We start from the raw sequence: 16,478 nt of genomic DNA, 5'->3' as shown, positions 1-16,478 counted from the left end.
TGGAGATGCAAGAACCTGAGGTTCTTGCCGGGGTGCCCGAGGGGCTGGCCCCTCGGTCCCACAGCGGAGTTTCTCAGCAGCCTGCTAGAGCATGATCCGCTGAGGTGGAATCACCGAAGCGGTGAATCATTCGCTCAACAAGGCTGGATCGTGATCCAGCGATAGCGGATCACGATCCAGACACGAAAAAGGCCGCCGGGGTTTCCCCCGGCGGCCCATTGCGAGGCCGAAGCCTCAGCTCACGCCAGGTCGAAGCGGTCCAGGTTCATCACCTTGGTCCAGGCCGCCACGAAGTCATGCACGAAGGCCTGGTGGGAGCCATCCACCGCGAAGACCTCGGCCAGCGCGCGCAGCTGCGAGTTGGAGCCGAAGACCAGGTCCACCCGCGTCGCCGTCCACTTCACCTGGCCGCTCTTGCGGTCCCGCCCGATATAGAGGCCGTGCATGTCCGCCGAAGGCGACCAGGCCGTGCCCATGTCGAGCAGGTTGGTGAAGAAGTCGTTGGTCAGCGCACCCGGGCGCGTGGTGAAGACGCCATGCGGCGCGCTGCCGTGATTGGCGCCCAGCACGCGCAGGCCGCCCAGCAGCACCGTCATTTCCGGCGCCGTCAGCGTCAGCAGCTGCGCGCGGTCCACCAGCCGCTCCTCGGGAGAGAGGCCGTTCTCCTCGCCCACGAAGTTGCGGAAGCCATCCGCCTTCGGCTCCAGCACCGCGAAGGAGGCGACATCCGTGTGCTCGGGCAGCGCATCGCCGCGGCCCGGCATGAAGGGCACGTCCACCGTGACGCCAGCGGCCTTCGCCGCCTGCTCGACGGCGGCATTGCCGCCCAGCACGATCAGGTCCGCCATCGAGATCTTCCGCACGCCCTTGGCGTTGAAGCTCGTCTGGATCCCCTCCAGCACGCCCAGCACGCGGGCGAGCTTGGCGGGCTCATTCACCGCCCAGTCCTTCTGCGGCGCCAGCCGGATGCGCGCGCCATTGGCGCCGCCCCGCTTGTCCGAGCCGCGGAAGGTGGAGGCCGAACCCCAGGCGACCGAGACGAGATCCGCGATGGAAAGGCCCGAAGCCAGGATCTGCGCCTTCAGCGACGCGATGTCCGAGGCATCCACCAGCGGGTGCGTCACCTCCGGGATCGGGTCCTGCCAGACCAGCACCTCGGCGGGCACGAGCTTGCCGAGGTAGCGGGCGCGCGGCCCCATGTCGCGATGGGTCAGCTTGAACCAGGCCCGCGCGAAGGCGTCGGCGAACTGGTCCGGATTGGCGTGGAAGCGCTTGGAGATCTCGAGGTAGGCGGGGTCCGTGCGCAGCGCCATGTCCGCCGTGGTCATGATCGGCTTGTGGCGCAGGTTCGGGTCATGCGCGTCGGGCACCGTGCCCTCGGCCTTCGCGTCCTTCGGCGTCCACTGCCAGGCGCCGGCGGGGCTCTTGGTCAGCTCCCACTCATAGCCCAGCAGGTTGTCGAAGTAGCCATTGTCCCACTTGATGGGATTGTTGGTCCAGGCGCCCTCGATGCCGCTGGTGATGGTGTCCTTGCCCTTGCCGGTGCCGAAGCTGTTGGCCCAGCCCAAGCCCTGCTCCTCGATCGCGGCGCCTTCCGGCTCGCGACCGACATGGCTCTCGGGGCCCGCGCCATGGCACTTGCCGAAGGTGTGGCCGCCGGCGGCCAGGGCCACCGTCTCCTCGTCGTTCATCGCCATGCGCGCGAAGGTCTCGCGGATGTCGCGGGCCGAGGCCATCGGGTCCGGCTTGCCGTTGGGGCCCTGCGGGTTCACGTAGATCAGGCCCATCTGCACGGCGCCGAGCGGATCCTCCAGCTGGCGGTCGCCGACATAGCGCTCATCGCCGAGCCAAGTGGTCTCATTGCCCCAATAGACGTCCTCCTCCGGCTCCCACACGTCCTCGCGGCCGCCGGCGAAGCCGAAGGTCTTGAAGCCCATGGATTCGAGGGCGACGTTGCCGGTGAGGACCATGAGGTCCGCCCAGGACAGCGCATTGCCGTATTTCTGCTTGATCGGCCAGAGCAGGCGGCGCGCCTTGTCCAGGTTGCCGTTGTCGGGCCAGGAGTTCAGGGGGGCGAAGCGCAGCGTGCCCGCGCCCGCGCCACCGCGGCCATCGCCGATGCGGTAGGTGCCGGCGCTGTGCCAGGCCATGCGGATGAAGAAGGGCCCGTAATGCCCGTAATCGGCCGGCCACCAGTCCTGGCTGTCGGTCATCAGCGCGGTGAGGTCACGGCGCACGGCCTCGATGTCGAGCTTCTTGAAGGCCTCGGCATAGCTGAAGCCCTTGGGCATCGGATTCAGCTCGGGCGTGTTCTGGTGCAGGATCTTGAGGTTGAGTTGGTTGGGCCACCAATCCTTGTTCGACCGGCCGGCGAAGGCCGTGGGCTTGGGCGTGCCGTGCATCACCGGGCACTTGCCGCCGCTGGGCGCCGCATTTCCGTCCATGTTTCTCTCCGAGCTTGCTTGCGTGTGAGCACGGGAAAGGGATGGGAGACCCCGGCCCCCCTCCCGGCTGCGTCGCACCCTAGCGGCGGGAGTGGATTGACTTCCAGTCAATTCATTCAACATCTTCGATAGATGAAAACTATCACCCTGACGTCACACGCGCGATGAACCTGCGCGACCTCCGCTACCTGCTGGCGCTGGCCGAGCACGGGCATTTCGGGCTCGCGGCCGAGGCCTGCGGCATTTCCCAGCCCACCCTCTCGGTCCAGCTGCGCAAGCTGGAGGAGGAGCTCGGCGTCACCCTCTTCGAGCGAGGCAACAAGGGCGTGACCCCGACCGAGGCCTGTACCCGGCTGCTCGGCCATGTGCGGGGCGCGGTGGCCGAGGCGGACGCCATCCTCACCCTGGCGCGCGGCCTGCGGGACCCCTTGGCCGGGCGGCTGCGCCTGGGCGTCATCCCCACGCTCGCGCCCTATCTCCTGCCGCTGGTCTTCGGGCCGCTGCGCGAGGCGCTGCCCCGGCTGGAGCTGGAACCCTGGGAGGACCAGACCGCCCTGCTGCTGGAGCGGCTGCAGCGCCACGAGTTGGACGCCGCCCTGCTGGCGACCGAGCCGGAGGGGCCGGAATGGCAGAGCGAGGCCTTGTTCGAGGAGCCGTTCCTGGCGGCCCTGCCGCCCGAGCACCGGCTGGCGGCCGAGGCGCGGGTGAGCCAGGCGGAGTTGGCGCGTGACATCCTGGTGCTGGCCGATGGGCATTGCCTGCGCGAACAGGCGCTGGAGGCCTGCGGGCATCGCGGCGCGCTGGGCGGCACGCTGCGCGCGGCGAGCCTCTCCACGCTGCTGAACATGGTGGCGGCGGGCTACGGGACGACGCTGGTGCCGGGGCTCGCCGCCGGGGTGGCGCAGGATGCCGGGATCACGCTCCGCCCGCTGGCCGAGCCCGCCGGGCGCATCATCCGCATCGTCTGGCGCGCGCGCTTCCCGCGTCACGCGGCGGTGCAGGCGGTGGCGGAGGTGATCGCGACGCGGCTCAGGAGCTTCGCGGCGCAGCTTCCCTAACAGGCTGCTGAAAAAGGCCAAAAGACGAAAGGGCTCCGCCCTCTCGTACTCTCCCGCCAAGAAACTCAGTTTCTTGGATCTTCGATTGTTAAATTAAATCAAATACTTATCGGAGATGCAAGAACCTGAGGTTCTTGCCGGGGTGTCCGAGGGGCTGGCCCCTCGGTCCCACAGCGGAGTTTTTCAGCAGCCTGCTAAAGGAGCCCCTCGCGCCGGAAGGAGAGCTGCTGCTCGCGGCCGATGATCACATGGTCATGCAGCGTGATGCCGAGTGCCGCCGCGGCCTGCTTCACCTCGGCCGTCATCTCGATGTCCGCGCGGCTCGGCGTCGGATCGCCCGAGGGGTGGTTGTGCACCAGGATCAGTGCGGTGGCGTGCAGTTCCAGGGCGCGCTTCACCACCTCGCGCGGATAGACCGGGGTGTGGTTCACCGTGCCGCGCGCCTGGGCCTCGTCGGCCAGAAGGCGGTTCTTGGTGTCGAGGAAGAGGATGCGGAACTGCTCCACCCGCTCCCGCGCCATGGCGGCGGTGAGGTAGTCCATCAGGCGGTCCCAGTTGTTCAGCGTGTCCTGGCGGATGAGCGGGGCCTTGACCATGCGCAGCGCGGCCACCTGGACGGTGCGCAGCGCCGCGATGCCGGCATCACCCAGGCCTTCGATCTGGCGGAGTTCCTGCGTGGGCGCGCTCAGCGCATCGGCGAAGCTGCCAAAGCGGGCCAGCATGGCGCGGGCGATGGGCTTGGTGTCCCGCCGCGGCAGGGCCAGGAAGAGCAGCATCTCGATGAGTTCATGGTCGAGGATGCCCTCGGCACCACCCTCGAGCAGCTTCTGCCGCATCCGGCCACGATGGCCCTCCACGCCCGAGGGCGTGGCCGCGACCGGCGCGGGATCGAAGAGGCCGCCGGCCTCCGAGAGCCCACGCCGCCGCGTCACGGCGCACCCGAAGCGAAAGAGAGGGATCCTCCAAGAATCCGGCCGCAAGGCGGCCGGCGCGCCCAGACCGCGCTCACAGCCGGAATACCCGTCGCGGCGCGAAGCCAAGCCGGCGGAGCCGGCGCCCGGCGTCTGAGGGCGCCAAAAATCAACGCTCAGCCCGGCACGACATAAGGGGGTTTGTGCATCCCCCCAGGGCTGAGCGTAAAGATCTCGCAGCCGGTCTCGGTGATGCCGACCATGTGCTCGAACTGCGCGGAGAGGCTGCGGTCCCGCGTCACGGCGGTCCAGCCATCATCCAGGATCTTCACCTCGGGGCGGCCGGCATTCACCATGGGCTCGATGGTGAAGAACATGCCCGGCGCCAGCTTCGGGCCTTCGCCCGGTCGGCCGAAATGCAGCACGTTCGGCGGCTCATGGAACTTGCGGCCGATGCCATGGCCGCAGAAGTCCCGCACGATGGAGAAGCGGTGCTTCTCGGCATAGGTCTGGATGGCGTGGCCGATGTCGCCAAAGGTATTGCCCGGCTTGGCCATGGCGATGCCGCGCATCATCGCCTCATAGGTCACGTCCATCAGCAGCCGCGCCTTGGTGCTGATCTCGCCCGCCGCATACATGCGGCTGGTGTCGCCGTGCCAGCCATCGAGCAGCGCGGTCACGTCGATGTTGAGGATGTCGCCCTCGGCGATGGTCCGCTCGCCCGGAATGCCGTGGCAGACGACGTGGTTGATCGAGATGCAGGAGGATTTCGTGTAGCCGCGATAGCCGAGCGTGGCCGGCACCGCCCCATGCGCCACCATGAAGTCATGGCAGAGCTGGTCGAGATGCCCGGTGGTGACGCCAGGGCGCACATGCGGGGTGATCATGTCCAGGCATGCGGCCGCGAGCGCGCCGGCCCGGCGCGCGCCCGCGAAATCCTCTGGCGCATGGCGCGTGATGCGGCGGGATTCGCCGCCCGAATTTTCCATCTGGATAGGCTGACCGATCGGGTTTTGGAGAACCCCTAAGATGCGCGCGGCGCGCGCAAGGTTCAACCCGCTTTATCGCCGGTCTTGTATTCCGGGCTGCCCAGCGCCTCGGCCAGGCGGGCATTGGCGCTGCCGGGGCGGGCGGGCTTCTGCTGGCTCTCGTGCGGCGCCCAGCCTGTCATGACCAGGAGGCGCAGCTCCATCGCGAGGTCGAGACCCGAAAAAGCCAAGGGAAACAAGGCGCGTGGCGGCGTGCGGCGATCGGCGGCGCGGATCGCGTTGCCCTCGCCGGCGGCGCGCAGATCGGCCACGAGGCCCATGGCGGAGCGGTATTGCAGGGGCAGGCTGTCCTGGTCGGCCACGGGCAGGGCGAAACCAGCACGCTGCAGAAGGCCGGCCAGGTCCCGGAGCTCGGCGAAGGGGGCGATGCGGGGGGAGACACCGCCGCGCGTCTCGGCCTCGGCCGCCGCCAACGCCTCGCGCAGGCCCTGGAGCGTGCCGAAGCCGGGGAGTGCCGCGAGGAAGAGGCCATCGGGCCGCAGGGCGCGGCGGATCTGCACCAGGGCCCCGGGCAGGTCGTTCACACCATGCAGACTGAGATTGGCGACGACGAGATCGAAGCTCTCGGGCGCGAAGGGCAGCCACTCCTCGTCACCGGCGACGGCGATCCCCCCGGCGCGGGCCGCCATGCCTTCCGCCAGGTCCATCGAAACGATGAAGGGAATGCCGCGCGCCGCGAGCCGTGGCGCCACCACGCCGCGCCCGCCGAGGTCGAGCGCACGGGTGAAGCGGCGCGTCGTGTCATCCAGCCGGTCGAGCAGGAGATCGGCCGCGGCCTCCAGGATGGGGGCCACCTGGGCCACGCGCGGCGCCGCGCGCTCGCGGCGGAGGCGCATCAGGCGGCGGTCGAAGATCTCCGGATTGGCTTCCATGGAGTTCATCTGCGGCCTGTGGTGCTGGCGCGCAAGCAGGACTATCGTTTCCCGATCCGAGAGGGAGAACGCAGATGAACAGCATGGATGTAAAGGCGGCCCGCACCGCCGCCGTGGCCGCCGCCGTGGGCCGCGTGCGCGAGATCGAGGCCCGCATGGGCGTCACGCGCGAGGCGCTGGAGGCCATCAAGGCCGAGCTGATGAACCTCGCCGCGCAGGAGCACCTCTTCCCCAGCGCCGAATTCCCGCCGCCGCCCAATGGCGAGAAGGGCAGCAACCGCTACCTGCTGCGCGAGGAGGAGAACAACCGCTTCGCCCTCTATCTGAACGCGCTGAACCCGGGCAACGAGACCAAGCCGCATGACCACACCACCTGGGCCGTCGTCGTCGCCGTGGACGGGCAGGAGCTGAACAAGGTCTATGACCGCCTGGATGACGGCTCCAACCCCGAGCGCTGCGAGATGCGCGTGCGCGAGGAGATCATGGTGGAGCCCGGCCGCGGCATCTGCCTGATGCCGGAGGACATCCACTCGATCCACACGACGGGCACGCGCCCCACGCGCCACCTGCACATGTATGGCCTGGCGCTGGAGAAGCTCGATGGCCGCCGCGCCTTCGACGACAAGACGGGCGTCGTTTCCTATTACAACAAGAATTTCATGAAGCCGACGGCGGACGCGAAGTCCTGATGACGAGTGTCACGCCGGCCACGCTCAAGGCCTGGATTTCCGAAGGCACCGAGCTCGCCATCCTCGACGCGCGCGAGGAGGGGGAGTTCGGCCATGGGCACCTCTTCTGGGCGGTGCCCTGCCCGCTCTCCAAGAAGGAGCTGCGCGCCCGCGCGCTGCTGCCGCGACAGGCCACGCGCGTGGTCTGCGTGGATGGCGGCGAGGGGCATGCGGAGAAGCTCGCCACCTATCTGACCTCCATCGGCTTTAGCGATGTGCATGTCCTCGCCGGTGGCACGCCGGCCTGGGCGGCGGCGGGCTATGTCGTCTTCACCGGCGTGCATGTGCCCTCCAAGGCCTTCGGCGAATGGGTGGAGCACCATTACGGCACCGAGAGCCTCGACCCGCCGGAGCTGCAGGCGCTCAAGGATTCCGGGAAGCCCATGGTCATCCTGGACAGCCGCCCGATGGACGAGTTCGTGCGCATGACGATCCCCGGCGCGGTGAACGTGCCGGGCGGCGAGCTGGCCTATCGCATCGGCGACCTGGTGCCCGATGCCGAGACGACCATCGTGGTGAATTGCGCGGGCCGCACCCGCAGCATCATGGGCGCCGAGAGCCTGCGCCGTGCCGGGGTTCCCAACCGCATCGTGGCGCTGCGCAACGGCACCATGGGATGGGAGCTGGCGGGCTTTCAGTGCGAGCGCGGCGTGACGCGCAGCTACGCTCCCGGCACGCCGGCCAGCGCGGCGCTCGCGCTGCAACGTGCCTCTGCCTTCGCGGCGGAGAATGGGGTGAAGCTGATCAGCCGCGCCGCCGCCCTGGCGATGCTGGCCGATGAGAGCCGCAGCACCTATGCCCTCGATGTCCGGGCGGCCGAGGAATATGCCGCGGGCCACATCCCGGGCTTCCGCCACGCGCCGGGCGGTCAGCTGGTGCAGGCGACCGACCAGTGGGTCGCGGTGCGTGGCGCGCGCGTGATCCTGGCGGATGACGACACGGTGCGCGCCCGCATGTCCGCCGCCTGGCTGCGCCAGATGGGCGGCTGGGAGGTGTTCGTGGTCGAGGGGGCGCTTTCGGGCGAGCTCGCGACGGGGCCCTGGAAGCCGGTGGCGCCCGAGGTGCCGCAGATGCCGGTCGTCATGCCCCAGACGCTGGCCGCCGAGACGGGCGTGACGGTGGTGGACCTGGCCCGCAGCATCGACTTCCGGGCCGGGCATATCCCCGGCTCGGTCTGGGCGGTGCGGGGCCGCGTGCCCAAGATCGCGGGCCCGGTGGTGGTGACGGCGCCCGATCCCTGGCTTGCCCACCTCGCGGCGGCCGAGATTCCGGGCGCGCGCGTGCTGGAGGGTGGTGTGGCGGCCTGGAAGGCGGCCGGCCTGCCGCTGGCCGCCGACCGCACCAATCCGCCAGACGAGGCCTGCGTGGACTGGTATCTCCGCCCCTATGACCGGAATTCCGGCATCGAGGCGGCCATGCACGCCTATCTCTCCTGGGAGATTGATCTCGTGCATGAGGTGGCGCGCGACGGCGATGCGCGCTTCGGCGCCTGGTAGCGCCCCCGCCCGATGACCGGAGCGCCGCAGGGCGCGAAGGTCTGAATCGGGCGGGCATCACGCCCGATGACCGGAGCGCCGCAGGGCGCGAAGGTCTGAATCGGGCGGGCATCACTCCCGATGACCGGAGCGCCGCAGGGCGCGAAGGTCTGAATCGGGCGGGCAGCGCCTTCCGGCGACTGGGCGGCGGCATCCTGGATGCGCTGCTGCCGCCCACCTGCCTGACATGCGAGGAGCCCGTCGGCGTCCAGGGCGGGCAATGCCCGGCCTGCTTCGCCGGCCTCGCCTTCGTGACCGCACCGTTATGCGACCGCTGCGGCGTGCCCTTCCCGCATGGCGGTGCGGGCGTGCCGCATCTGGAGGCGCTGTGGTGCGAGGCCTGCGTGGCCGCCCCACCCGCCTTCACCCAGGCGCGCGCCGCGCTGCGCTATGATGCGGGCGCCAAGGCGCTGATCCTGCCCTTCAAGCATCGGGACCGGACCGAGTTGACGGCCCCCCTCGCCCGCCACATGGCGCGCGCCGGGGCCGAACTGCTGCGCCGCGCCGAATTGCTGGTGCCGGTGCCCCTGCACCGCTGGCGGCTGTTCCGCCGCCGCCACAACCAGGCGGCGCTGCTGGCCGCCCGGCTCTCGCGGATCAGCCATGTGCCCCACGCCCCCATGGTGCTGCGCCGCCTGCGCGCCACCCAGCCGCTCGGTGAGCTGGGCGCGCGCGCGCGCGCGGCGGTGCTGGAGGGCGCCTTCGGCCTGATTCCCGGCGCCGCGGCGCGCATTCACGGCAAGCGCCTGCTGCTGGTGGATGACGTGCTGACCAGCGGCGCCACCGCCGATGCCTGCGCCCGGACCCTGCTTGCGGCGGGCGCGGCGGAGGTGATGGTGCTGGCCGCCGCCCGCGTGCCCGACCCGCGGATCGAGCGCCCGGCGTGACCGGCCGCCCTTAAACCTTTCTCAACATCTCGCGCGCATGCTGTGGCCACCAACAGGATGGAGCCAGCGCCATGCCTTTCGATGGCCGCAACTTCCACAATCCGGGCGCCTCGCCCTTCGACAGCTTCGTGACGAGCCATCCGGAGCAGCGCTTCGACATGACCGCCACGCGCCCCACGACGCAGAACACTCCGCTTTTCGGCCTGGACGGTGCGGAATGGCGCGGCTTTTTCGTGGTGCTGACGGGGGCGCTGGGCCTTGGCCTTGGCCTGGCCGCGCTGCTGCTCTCCATCCTCGGCGACTGAACCGCTTGACGCCGGGGGCGGCCCTCGGCCTATTGCGGCCATGCCCAAGATCGAAATCTACACGACCGCCTTCTGCCCTTACTGCGACCGCGCCCGCGCGCTGCTGACCAAGCGTGGCGTGAGCTTCGAAGAATTCGACGCGCCGCATGGCAGCCAGGCGCGCAAGGATGCCATCGCGCGCTCCGGCGGGCGCACCACCGTCCCGCAGATCTTCATCAATGGGCAGGCCATCGGCGGGTCGGACGACCTTGTCGCTCTCGACCGTGCCGGCAAGCTCGAAGCACTCCTCGCGGGCTGAGACGCCCCCCCTCGCAATCGCCTCCGGCCCTCCCATGTGACAATCAGGTGACCGGCGCGAGCTTGGCCGGCCGATGAAGGTATGAAGGGATGATCCGCTTCTCGCTCCGCTGCGACAATGCGCATGAATTCGAAAGCTGGTTCAAGGATGGCGCCGCCTTTGATCGCATGGCCGCTGCCGGCCTGGTCGATTGCCCGGTCTGCGGCGACACGAAGGTGAGCAAGGCCCTGATGGCGCCCGCCATCCGAAAGACCCCGGGTGTGAAGGGGCGCGCAGCTGTCGCACCCGCCCCGGCCGAGGTGCCCAAGCCCGCCGCCGATGACCAGACGCCGCGCCTCGCCGCCGGGCCCATGCCGGCGCAGGTGGTCGCCCTCCTGCAGCGCATGCGGCAGGAGATCGAGGCGAATTGCGAGAACATGGGCAAGGATTTCGCGAAGGAAGCCCGCCGCATCCATGAGGGCGAGGCCGAGGCGCGCGGCATCTATGGCGAGGCGACCGAGGCCGAGGCGGAAGCGCTGCGCGAGGAAGGCATCGAGGTCGCGCGCCTGCCCTGGGTTCCCCGCGCGGACGGCTAATGCCATCGTAGGGGCAAGGAGAAATCCATGGCCGAAGACCCCTACAAGACCCTCGGCGTGCCGCGGGACGCCTCGCCCGAGGCGATCAAGTCGGCCTATCGGAAGCTCGCCCGGCAGCACCACCCGGATCTGAACCCGGGCAAGCCCGAGGCCGAGGCGCGCTTCAAGGCCATCTCCGCCGCCAATGACCTGCTGAGCGACCCGGAGAAGCGCGCCCGCTTCGACCGCGGCGAGATCGACGCCGAGGGCCAGGAGCAGCGCCCCCAGCACAGCTACCGCCATTACGCCGAACAGCCGACCGGCGAGAAATACGGCCCGCGCGGCGGCGCGCGGCCCGATGCGGAGGTGTTCGAGGACCTCTTCGCCGATCTCTTCGAGCAGCGGCGCCGCGCCGAGTCCGCACCGCGCCGCGGCATGGATGAGAGCTACCGCCTGGCCGTGCCCTTCCTGCACGCGGTGCAGGGTGCCACCGAGACGCTGACCCTGCCCGATGGACGCGGCCTGAGCGTGAAGATCCCGCCCGGCGTCGAGACCGGCCAGGTGCTGCGCCTGCGCGGCCAGGGTGGGCCCGGCCGCAATGGCGGGCCGGATGGCGACGCGCTGATCGAGCTGGAGGTCGCGCCCCACAAGCTCTATCGCCGCGAGGGCAACGACCTGCACATGGACTTGCCGGTGACGGTGAAGGAGGCGGTGCTGGGCGGCCCCGTCATCGTCCCGACCCCCGGCGGCCCGCTGCGCGTGACCCTGCCCGAGGGCAGCGATGCGGGGCGGCAGATCCGCCTGCGCGGGCGGGGCGTCGCGGCGCATGGGGAGCGCGCGGCGGGCGACCTCTTCCTCACATTGCGCATCGTGATCGGGACCGCGGATGAGGCGCTGAAATCCTTCCTGCGCGACTGGACGCCGGAGCACCCTGAAGACCCGCGCGCCGGGCTGGAGGCCGCGCCATGATCACGCTCGATATCCTCTGCGCCCGCTTCACCCGGCTGCGGATCGACGATCTGCAAGGCTGGATCGCCGAGGGACATGTGCGGCCGGAGCGCAATGAGGGCACGCTCGTCTTCACCGAGCTGGACGTGGAGCGTGTGCGCCTGATCCTCGAGCTGCGCGAGGACATGGCGGTGAACGAGGAGGCGCTGCCCGTGGTGCTCTCCCTGCTTGACCAGCTCTATGAGCTGCGCCGGCGCCTGCGCGCGATGGGTGTAGAGCCGGACGCTAGCTGAGGGGACCGAGGAAGCGGTCCACCGCCGCTTCGATCACCGGCGTCACATCCTCCGGCACCGGCAGGTGATAGATGTGCCGCCGGATACCGAGATAGACGATGCCGCCATGGAGGTTCCACAGATCCTCCATTCCCGGCGCCCAGCGCCCCTCGGCCGCCGCCGTGATTTCCTCGCGCATCGGCGCCAGCAGCAGCGCACTGACATGCTCGAGGTAGCGGCGGTTCAGCGCATCGCCATCGAGGCCCGCCCACATGAAGATGCGCATCCACTCATAGGTGAAGATGGCGCGCGTGTACTGGGCGTAGAAACGGCAGAGGCGCGCGCGGATCGGAACGGTGCGGTCGCGCAGTTCATCGAGCCAATGCGGCGCGATTCGGCCGAGATAGACGCGCTCGAACACCGCCTCGCGCAGCTCCGCCTTGCTGGCGAAGTACTTGTAGAGCAGCGCCTGGGTCACGCCCGCCCGCCGCGCCAGGTCGCGCGTCGGCCCACCGAATCCGACCTCGGCGAAATAGGCGGTGGCGGCGCGGATGATCTCCTCGCGCCGGGCCGCCGGCTCCAGCCGGCGACGCGTGATGCTGCCTTCCAAGCGGTCCTCCCCTGTGCCGCGCCATCTGAGACCGGGATGGCTTGACAGGAAAGGGGGCTCGGTGATCATTCGATCAACAAGAGTTTCAGGGGAAACAGTTCATGAAGTGGCCGGCCATGGGCTATGCCCGCGCCGCGAGCCTGCCCGACCTATGGTCGGTGCTGGCGCAGCACGGGTCTGCGGCGCAGATCATCGCGGGCGGGCAGACGCTGCTCGCCACCCTCGCCTTCCGCCTCTCCGAACCCGGCACGCTGGTGGACATCACGCGCATCCCCGAGCTGCGCGGCATTTCCGTTTCCAGCGGCGTGCTGCGCATCGGCGCGCTGACCCGCCATGCGGAGCTGGGGCGCGATGCGCTGGTGGCGCGGCACGCCCCGCTGCTCACCGCCGCCGTCCCGCTCATCGCCCACCCCGCCATCCGCAACCGCGGCACCATCGGCGGCAGCCTCGCCTATGCCGACCCGGCCGCCGAATTGCCGGCCTGCATCGTGGCGCTGGATGCGGTGGTGGTGACGGCCTCGGCCGCCGGCGAGCGCCGGATTCCCGCGCGCGACTTCTTCACCGACCTGCTGCAGACGGCGCTGAACCCGGGTGAGATCATCGCCGCCGTGGAGATCCCGCTGGCCGAGCGCCGCAGCGCCATCCAGGAGGTCGCGCGCCGCTCGGGCGATTATGCCATGGCGGGGCTGGCCGCCGCGCTGCGGATCGAGGGCGGGCGCGTGGTGGCGCCGCGCTTGGTCTATTTCGGCGTGGGCACCGGCCCGGTGCTGGCCGCCCGCGCTTCGGCCGCACTCGAAGGCCGGGCGCTGGACGCCGCCAGCATCGCCGCCGCCCAGGCCGCGCTCGGCGAGGATCTCGACCCGCCGCAGGATCTGCACGGCCCGCCCGAGATGAAGCGCCATCTCGCCCGCGTGCTGACGGGCCGCGTCCTCAACGGCTTCCTGAACCCCTCGGAGATCGCCGCATGACCGCGTCGGATCGTGAGCACCGCAGCGCCAGCGAGGAGCGGAGCGTGAATCCGCCGCAGCAGCGCATCTCGCTGACCGTGAATGGCGAGCGCGTGACCCGCCATGTCGAACCGCGCCGCCACCTGATCGACTTCCTCCGCCTCGACCTTGGCCTCACCGGCAGCCATGCGGGCTGCGAGCATGGCGTCTGCGGCGCCTGCACGGTGCGGGTGGATGGCGAGATCGTGCGTGGCTGCCTGGTGCTGGCGGCCTCGCTCGATGGCGCGGATGTCGTCACCATCGAGGGCCTGTCGGACAGCGGCGAGGTGGCCGACCTCCAGGCCAATTTCGTGGCCCGCAACGCGGCGCAATGCGGCTTCTGCACGCCGGGGATGATCATGACGGCGGCCGATATCCTGGCCCATGCCGAGGAAGCAGGGGGCGGCACGCCGTCGCGCGCCGAGATCCGCGAGCATCTCTCGGGCAATTACTGCCGCTGCACCGGCTACCAGGCCATCGTGGACGCCGTGGAAGACACGCTGAAGGCAAGGCATTTGGCCGCCGATTCAGACCTCCGCGCCGTACCGGCGCTCCAGTCATCGGAGGCAAGCCGATGAACGAGATCACCCCCGCCTCCATCGGCCTCTCGCGCGAGGATCTGCCGAATTCCTATATCGGCCGCTCCGTCCCGCGCCCGAACGCGCCCAAGCTGGTGCAGGGCCGCGCGACCTATACGGATGACGTGGTGCTGCCCCGCATGGTCCATGCGGCCTTCCTGCGCAGCCCGCACGCCCATGCGCGCATCGGCGCCATCGACACCAGCGCGGCGCTGGCCGTGCCGGGCGTGATCCGCGTCTTCACCGGCGCGGACCTCGCCAAGGTCTGCGACCCCTGGGTCGCGACGCTTGATCACCTGAAGGGGATGAAGTCGGCGCCGCAGCACCCGCTGCCGCTGAGCCGCGCCACCTGGCAGGGCGAGCCCGTCGTCGCCGTCGTCGCCGAAAGCCGCGCGGCGGCCGAGGATGGCGTGGCCGCACTCCGCGTCGAATTCGAGCCCCTGCCCGCGCAGACCGACATGGAGACGGCGCTGGCCCCGGACGCCGTCGTCATCCACCCCGAGCTCGGCGACAACCTGGTCTTCACCCGCACCGCCGAGACGGGCGATGTCGCCGGCGCCTTCGCCAGCGCCCACAAGGTGGTCGAGGCCCGCTTCGTCACCGGCCGCCACACCGGTGTCACGCTGGAGCCGCGCTCCATCATCGCCGACTACAACCGCGCCGATGGCACGCTGACGGTGCATCACTCGACGCAAGCGCCGCACATGATGCAGGGCGTCTTCGCCAAGCATCTCCGCATGGAGGAGGGCGATGTCCGCGTCATCTGCAAGGATGTCGGCGGCAGCTTCGGCATCAAGGTGCATGTCTATCCGGACGAGGTCGCCGTCGCGGCCATGGCGCGCATCCTGGGCCGCCCGGTGAAGTTCATCGCCGATCGCTTTGAGGCCTTCGCCAGCGACATTCATGCGCGCGACCACCGCATCAAGGCGCGCCTCGCCGTGGACGGGCAGGGCAAGGTCCTGGCCTTCGACGTGGATGACCTGACGGGCATCGGCCCCTATTCGGTCTATCCCCGCACCAGCGCCATCGAGGGCAACCAGGTGGTGAACCTCTGCGGCGGGCCCTACGACTTCAAGAATTACCGCTGCACCACCACGGTGGTTCTGCAGAACAAGGCGCCCACCTGCCAGTATCGCGCGGTCGGCCACCCTATCGCCACAGCCGTGACCGAGGGACTGATGGACTTGGCCGCCGAGGCGCTGGGCATGGACCCGATCGAGATCCGGCGCCGCAACCTGATCGCCGATGACGCCTATCCTTATACCTCGCCGCCCGGCATGCGCTTCGAAGGGCTGTCGCACCACGCCTCGCTCGACAAGCTGCTCGAGATGGTGCCGGTCGCGAAGATCCGCGCTGACCAGGAGGAAGCGCGCAAGCGCGGCGTCCATCGCGGCCTGGGCTTCGCGGCCTTCATCGAGCTGACCAACCCCTCGCCCTTCATGTACGGCATCGGCGGGGCGCGCATCTCGGCGCAGGATGGCTGCACGGTGCGGATGGACCCGGATGGCTCCATCGTCGCCTCCTCCGGCGTCACCGAGCAGGGCCAGGGGACGGAGGCCATCCTGGCGCAGATCGTCGCACACGGCGTGGGCGTGCCGGTCAGCCGCGTAAAGATCATCACGGGCGACACCCAGACCACGCCCTATGGCGGCGGCACCTGGGCCTGCCGCGGCGCCGGCATCGGCGGCGAGGCCGCGCTGCAATCGGCGATCGCGCTGAAGCAGCAGATCCTGGAGGTGGCCGGCGCCATGCTCCAGGCCGCGCCCGAGAGCCTCGACATCAGCATGGGCAACGTCACCGACAAGGCGACGGGGGCCGAGCGGATGACGCTGCACGAACTGGGCCGCATCGTCTATTTCCGCGGCGACACGCTGCCGAAGGACCTCCAGCGTGAGCTGGTGCAGACGCGCCACTTCATCACCAAGGAATACCCCTTCGCCTTCACCAACGGCATCCAGGCGAGCTGGGTGGAGGTGGACCCCATGACGGGCATGGTGAAGCTGCTGGAGCATTGGTGCGTCGAGGATTGCGGGCGCGTCGTGAACCCGATGCTGGTGGATGAGCAGGTCCGCGGCGGCATCGTCCAGGGCATCGGCGGCGCGCTCTATGAGAACTGCGTCTATGACAGCGAGGGCAATCTGCTGACGACGACGCTGGCCGACTACCTGGTGCCCATGTCGGCCGAAATGCCGGAGATGCATGTGGGCCACGTCGAGACGCCCACGCGCGAATCCCTGCTCGGCGCCAAGGGCGCGGGCGAGGCCGGGACGGCCGGCGCGCCGGGGGCCATCATGAACGCGATCAACGATGCCTTGCGCCCGCTGAACGCCCGCGTGCATGAACAACCTTTCACGCCCGAGCGCATTCTCCGCGCGCTCGGCGCCATCGCATAAGCTTCACCACACAGCGCCGCCAAGGCGTGACGACAAAGGGAGTTTCAGGA

General features: G+C 69.8%; 17 protein-coding genes. 12 read left to right on the top strand and 5 right to left on the bottom strand.

Annotated features, from left to right (window positions below; all coding sequences use genetic code 11):
* Positions 1-239: 239 nt before the first annotated feature.
* Entirely contained in the window at positions 240-2,444 is a 2,205-nt protein-coding gene (gene katG / locus KTR66_RS00375; protein WP_213609228.1) for a catalase/peroxidase HPI, read from the bottom strand.
* Between the two features lie 164 nt (positions 2,445-2,608).
* Between katG and KTR66_RS00370 the strand changes: the two genes are divergently transcribed.
* The gene (locus KTR66_RS00370; protein WP_213609226.1) at positions 2,609-3,502 is read left to right on the top strand and encodes a LysR substrate-binding domain-containing protein; all 894 of its coding nucleotides are present in this window, start codon (positions 2,609-2,611) and stop codon (positions 3,500-3,502) included.
* A gap of 194 nt (positions 3,503-3,696) precedes the next feature.
* Here KTR66_RS00370 and radC read toward each other — a convergent pair whose 3' ends face one another.
* From radC to KTR66_RS00355, 3 genes are all read right to left on the bottom strand, one after another.
* On the bottom strand, positions 3,697-4,434 hold the full coding sequence (radC, locus tag KTR66_RS00365; protein WP_371818960.1) for a RadC family protein: 738 nt from the start codon (positions 4,432-4,434) through the stop codon (positions 3,697-3,699).
* Between the two features lie 155 nt (positions 4,435-4,589).
* On the bottom strand, positions 4,590-5,402 hold the full coding sequence (map, locus tag KTR66_RS00360; RefSeq protein WP_213609224.1) for a type I methionyl aminopeptidase: 813 nt from the start codon (positions 5,400-5,402) through the stop codon (positions 4,590-4,592).
* A gap of 62 nt (positions 5,403-5,464) precedes the next feature.
* The gene (locus KTR66_RS00355; protein WP_213609884.1) at positions 5,465-6,334 is read right to left on the bottom strand and encodes a class I SAM-dependent methyltransferase; all 870 of its coding nucleotides are present in this window, start codon (positions 6,332-6,334) and stop codon (positions 5,465-5,467) included.
* Between the two features lie 74 nt (positions 6,335-6,408).
* On the opposite strand from KTR66_RS00355, the gene KTR66_RS00350 reads away from it, so the two are divergent.
* From KTR66_RS00350 to KTR66_RS00315, 8 genes are all read left to right on the top strand, one after another.
* Positions 6,409-7,023, top strand: coding sequence for a cysteine dioxygenase family protein (locus KTR66_RS00350; protein WP_213609222.1), 615 nt, complete (start codon positions 6,409-6,411; stop codon positions 7,021-7,023).
* On the top strand, positions 7,023-8,558 hold the full coding sequence (locus KTR66_RS00345; RefSeq protein WP_249731745.1) for a rhodanese-like domain-containing protein: 1,536 nt from the start codon (positions 7,023-7,025) through the stop codon (positions 8,556-8,558). Before KTR66_RS00350 ends, KTR66_RS00345 begins: the two co-directional genes overlap by 1 nt.
* A gap of 95 nt (positions 8,559-8,653) precedes the next feature.
* Positions 8,654-9,484, top strand: a complete 831-nt coding sequence (locus KTR66_RS00340; protein WP_371818981.1) for a ComF family protein — start codon at positions 8,654-8,656, stop codon at positions 9,482-9,484.
* 71 nt (positions 9,485-9,555) lie between these two features.
* Entirely contained in the window at positions 9,556-9,789 is a 234-nt protein-coding gene (locus KTR66_RS00335; RefSeq protein ID WP_213609220.1) for a hypothetical protein, read from the top strand.
* Between the two features lie 40 nt (positions 9,790-9,829).
* Entirely contained in the window at positions 9,830-10,087 is a 258-nt protein-coding gene (gene grxC / locus KTR66_RS00330; protein ID WP_213609217.1) for a glutaredoxin 3, read from the top strand.
* 89 nt (positions 10,088-10,176) lie between these two features.
* Entirely contained in the window at positions 10,177-10,662 is a 486-nt protein-coding gene (locus tag KTR66_RS00325; RefSeq protein WP_213609215.1) for a DUF1178 family protein, read from the top strand.
* A gap of 27 nt (positions 10,663-10,689) precedes the next feature.
* Positions 10,690-11,610: a DnaJ C-terminal domain-containing protein gene (locus KTR66_RS00320; protein WP_213609213.1), complete on the top strand. Its 921-nt coding sequence runs from the start codon at positions 10,690-10,692 to the stop codon at positions 11,608-11,610.
* Positions 11,607-11,882 (top strand): chaperone modulator CbpM, encoded by a 276-nt coding sequence (locus KTR66_RS00315; RefSeq protein WP_213609211.1) that lies wholly within the window; start codon positions 11,607-11,609, stop codon positions 11,880-11,882. Before KTR66_RS00320 ends, KTR66_RS00315 begins: the two co-directional genes overlap by 4 nt.
* Here KTR66_RS00315 and KTR66_RS00310 read toward each other — a convergent pair.
* A complete protein-coding gene (locus KTR66_RS00310; RefSeq protein ID WP_213609209.1) occupies positions 11,875-12,471 on the bottom strand; it encodes a TetR/AcrR family transcriptional regulator in 597 nt (198 codons plus the stop codon). The two genes, KTR66_RS00315 and KTR66_RS00310, sit on opposite strands and share 8 nt — an antisense overlap.
* 101 nt (positions 12,472-12,572) lie before the next feature.
* On the opposite strand from KTR66_RS00310, the gene KTR66_RS00305 reads away from it, so the two are divergent.
* From KTR66_RS00305 to KTR66_RS00295, 3 genes are read left to right on the top strand one after another with little or no spacing between them, the layout of a single operon-like run.
* Positions 12,573-13,439, top strand: a complete 867-nt coding sequence (locus KTR66_RS00305) for a xanthine dehydrogenase family protein subunit M (protein ID WP_213609207.1) — start codon at positions 12,573-12,575, stop codon at positions 13,437-13,439.
* Positions 13,436-14,035, top strand: coding sequence for a (2Fe-2S)-binding protein (locus tag KTR66_RS00300; RefSeq protein WP_213609205.1), 600 nt, complete (start codon positions 13,436-13,438; stop codon positions 14,033-14,035). The genes KTR66_RS00305 and KTR66_RS00300 overlap by 4 nt, the downstream gene beginning before the upstream one ends.
* Complete coding sequence (locus KTR66_RS00295; protein ID WP_213609203.1) at positions 14,032-16,428, top strand: xanthine dehydrogenase family protein molybdopterin-binding subunit; 2,397 nt, start codon at positions 14,032-14,034, stop codon at positions 16,426-16,428. The genes KTR66_RS00300 and KTR66_RS00295 overlap by 4 nt, the downstream gene beginning before the upstream one ends.
* The last annotated feature ends 50 nt before the right edge of the window (positions 16,429-16,478 follow it).

The sequence above is a fragment of the Roseococcus sp. SDR genome, assembly GCF_019083995.1.
In the GTDB taxonomy this organism is placed as follows: domain Bacteria; phylum Pseudomonadota; class Alphaproteobacteria; order Acetobacterales; family Acetobacteraceae; genus Roseococcus.
The sequence above is the reverse complement of the archived record's forward strand: the minus strand, read 5'-3'. Positions and strand labels throughout refer to the sequence as shown.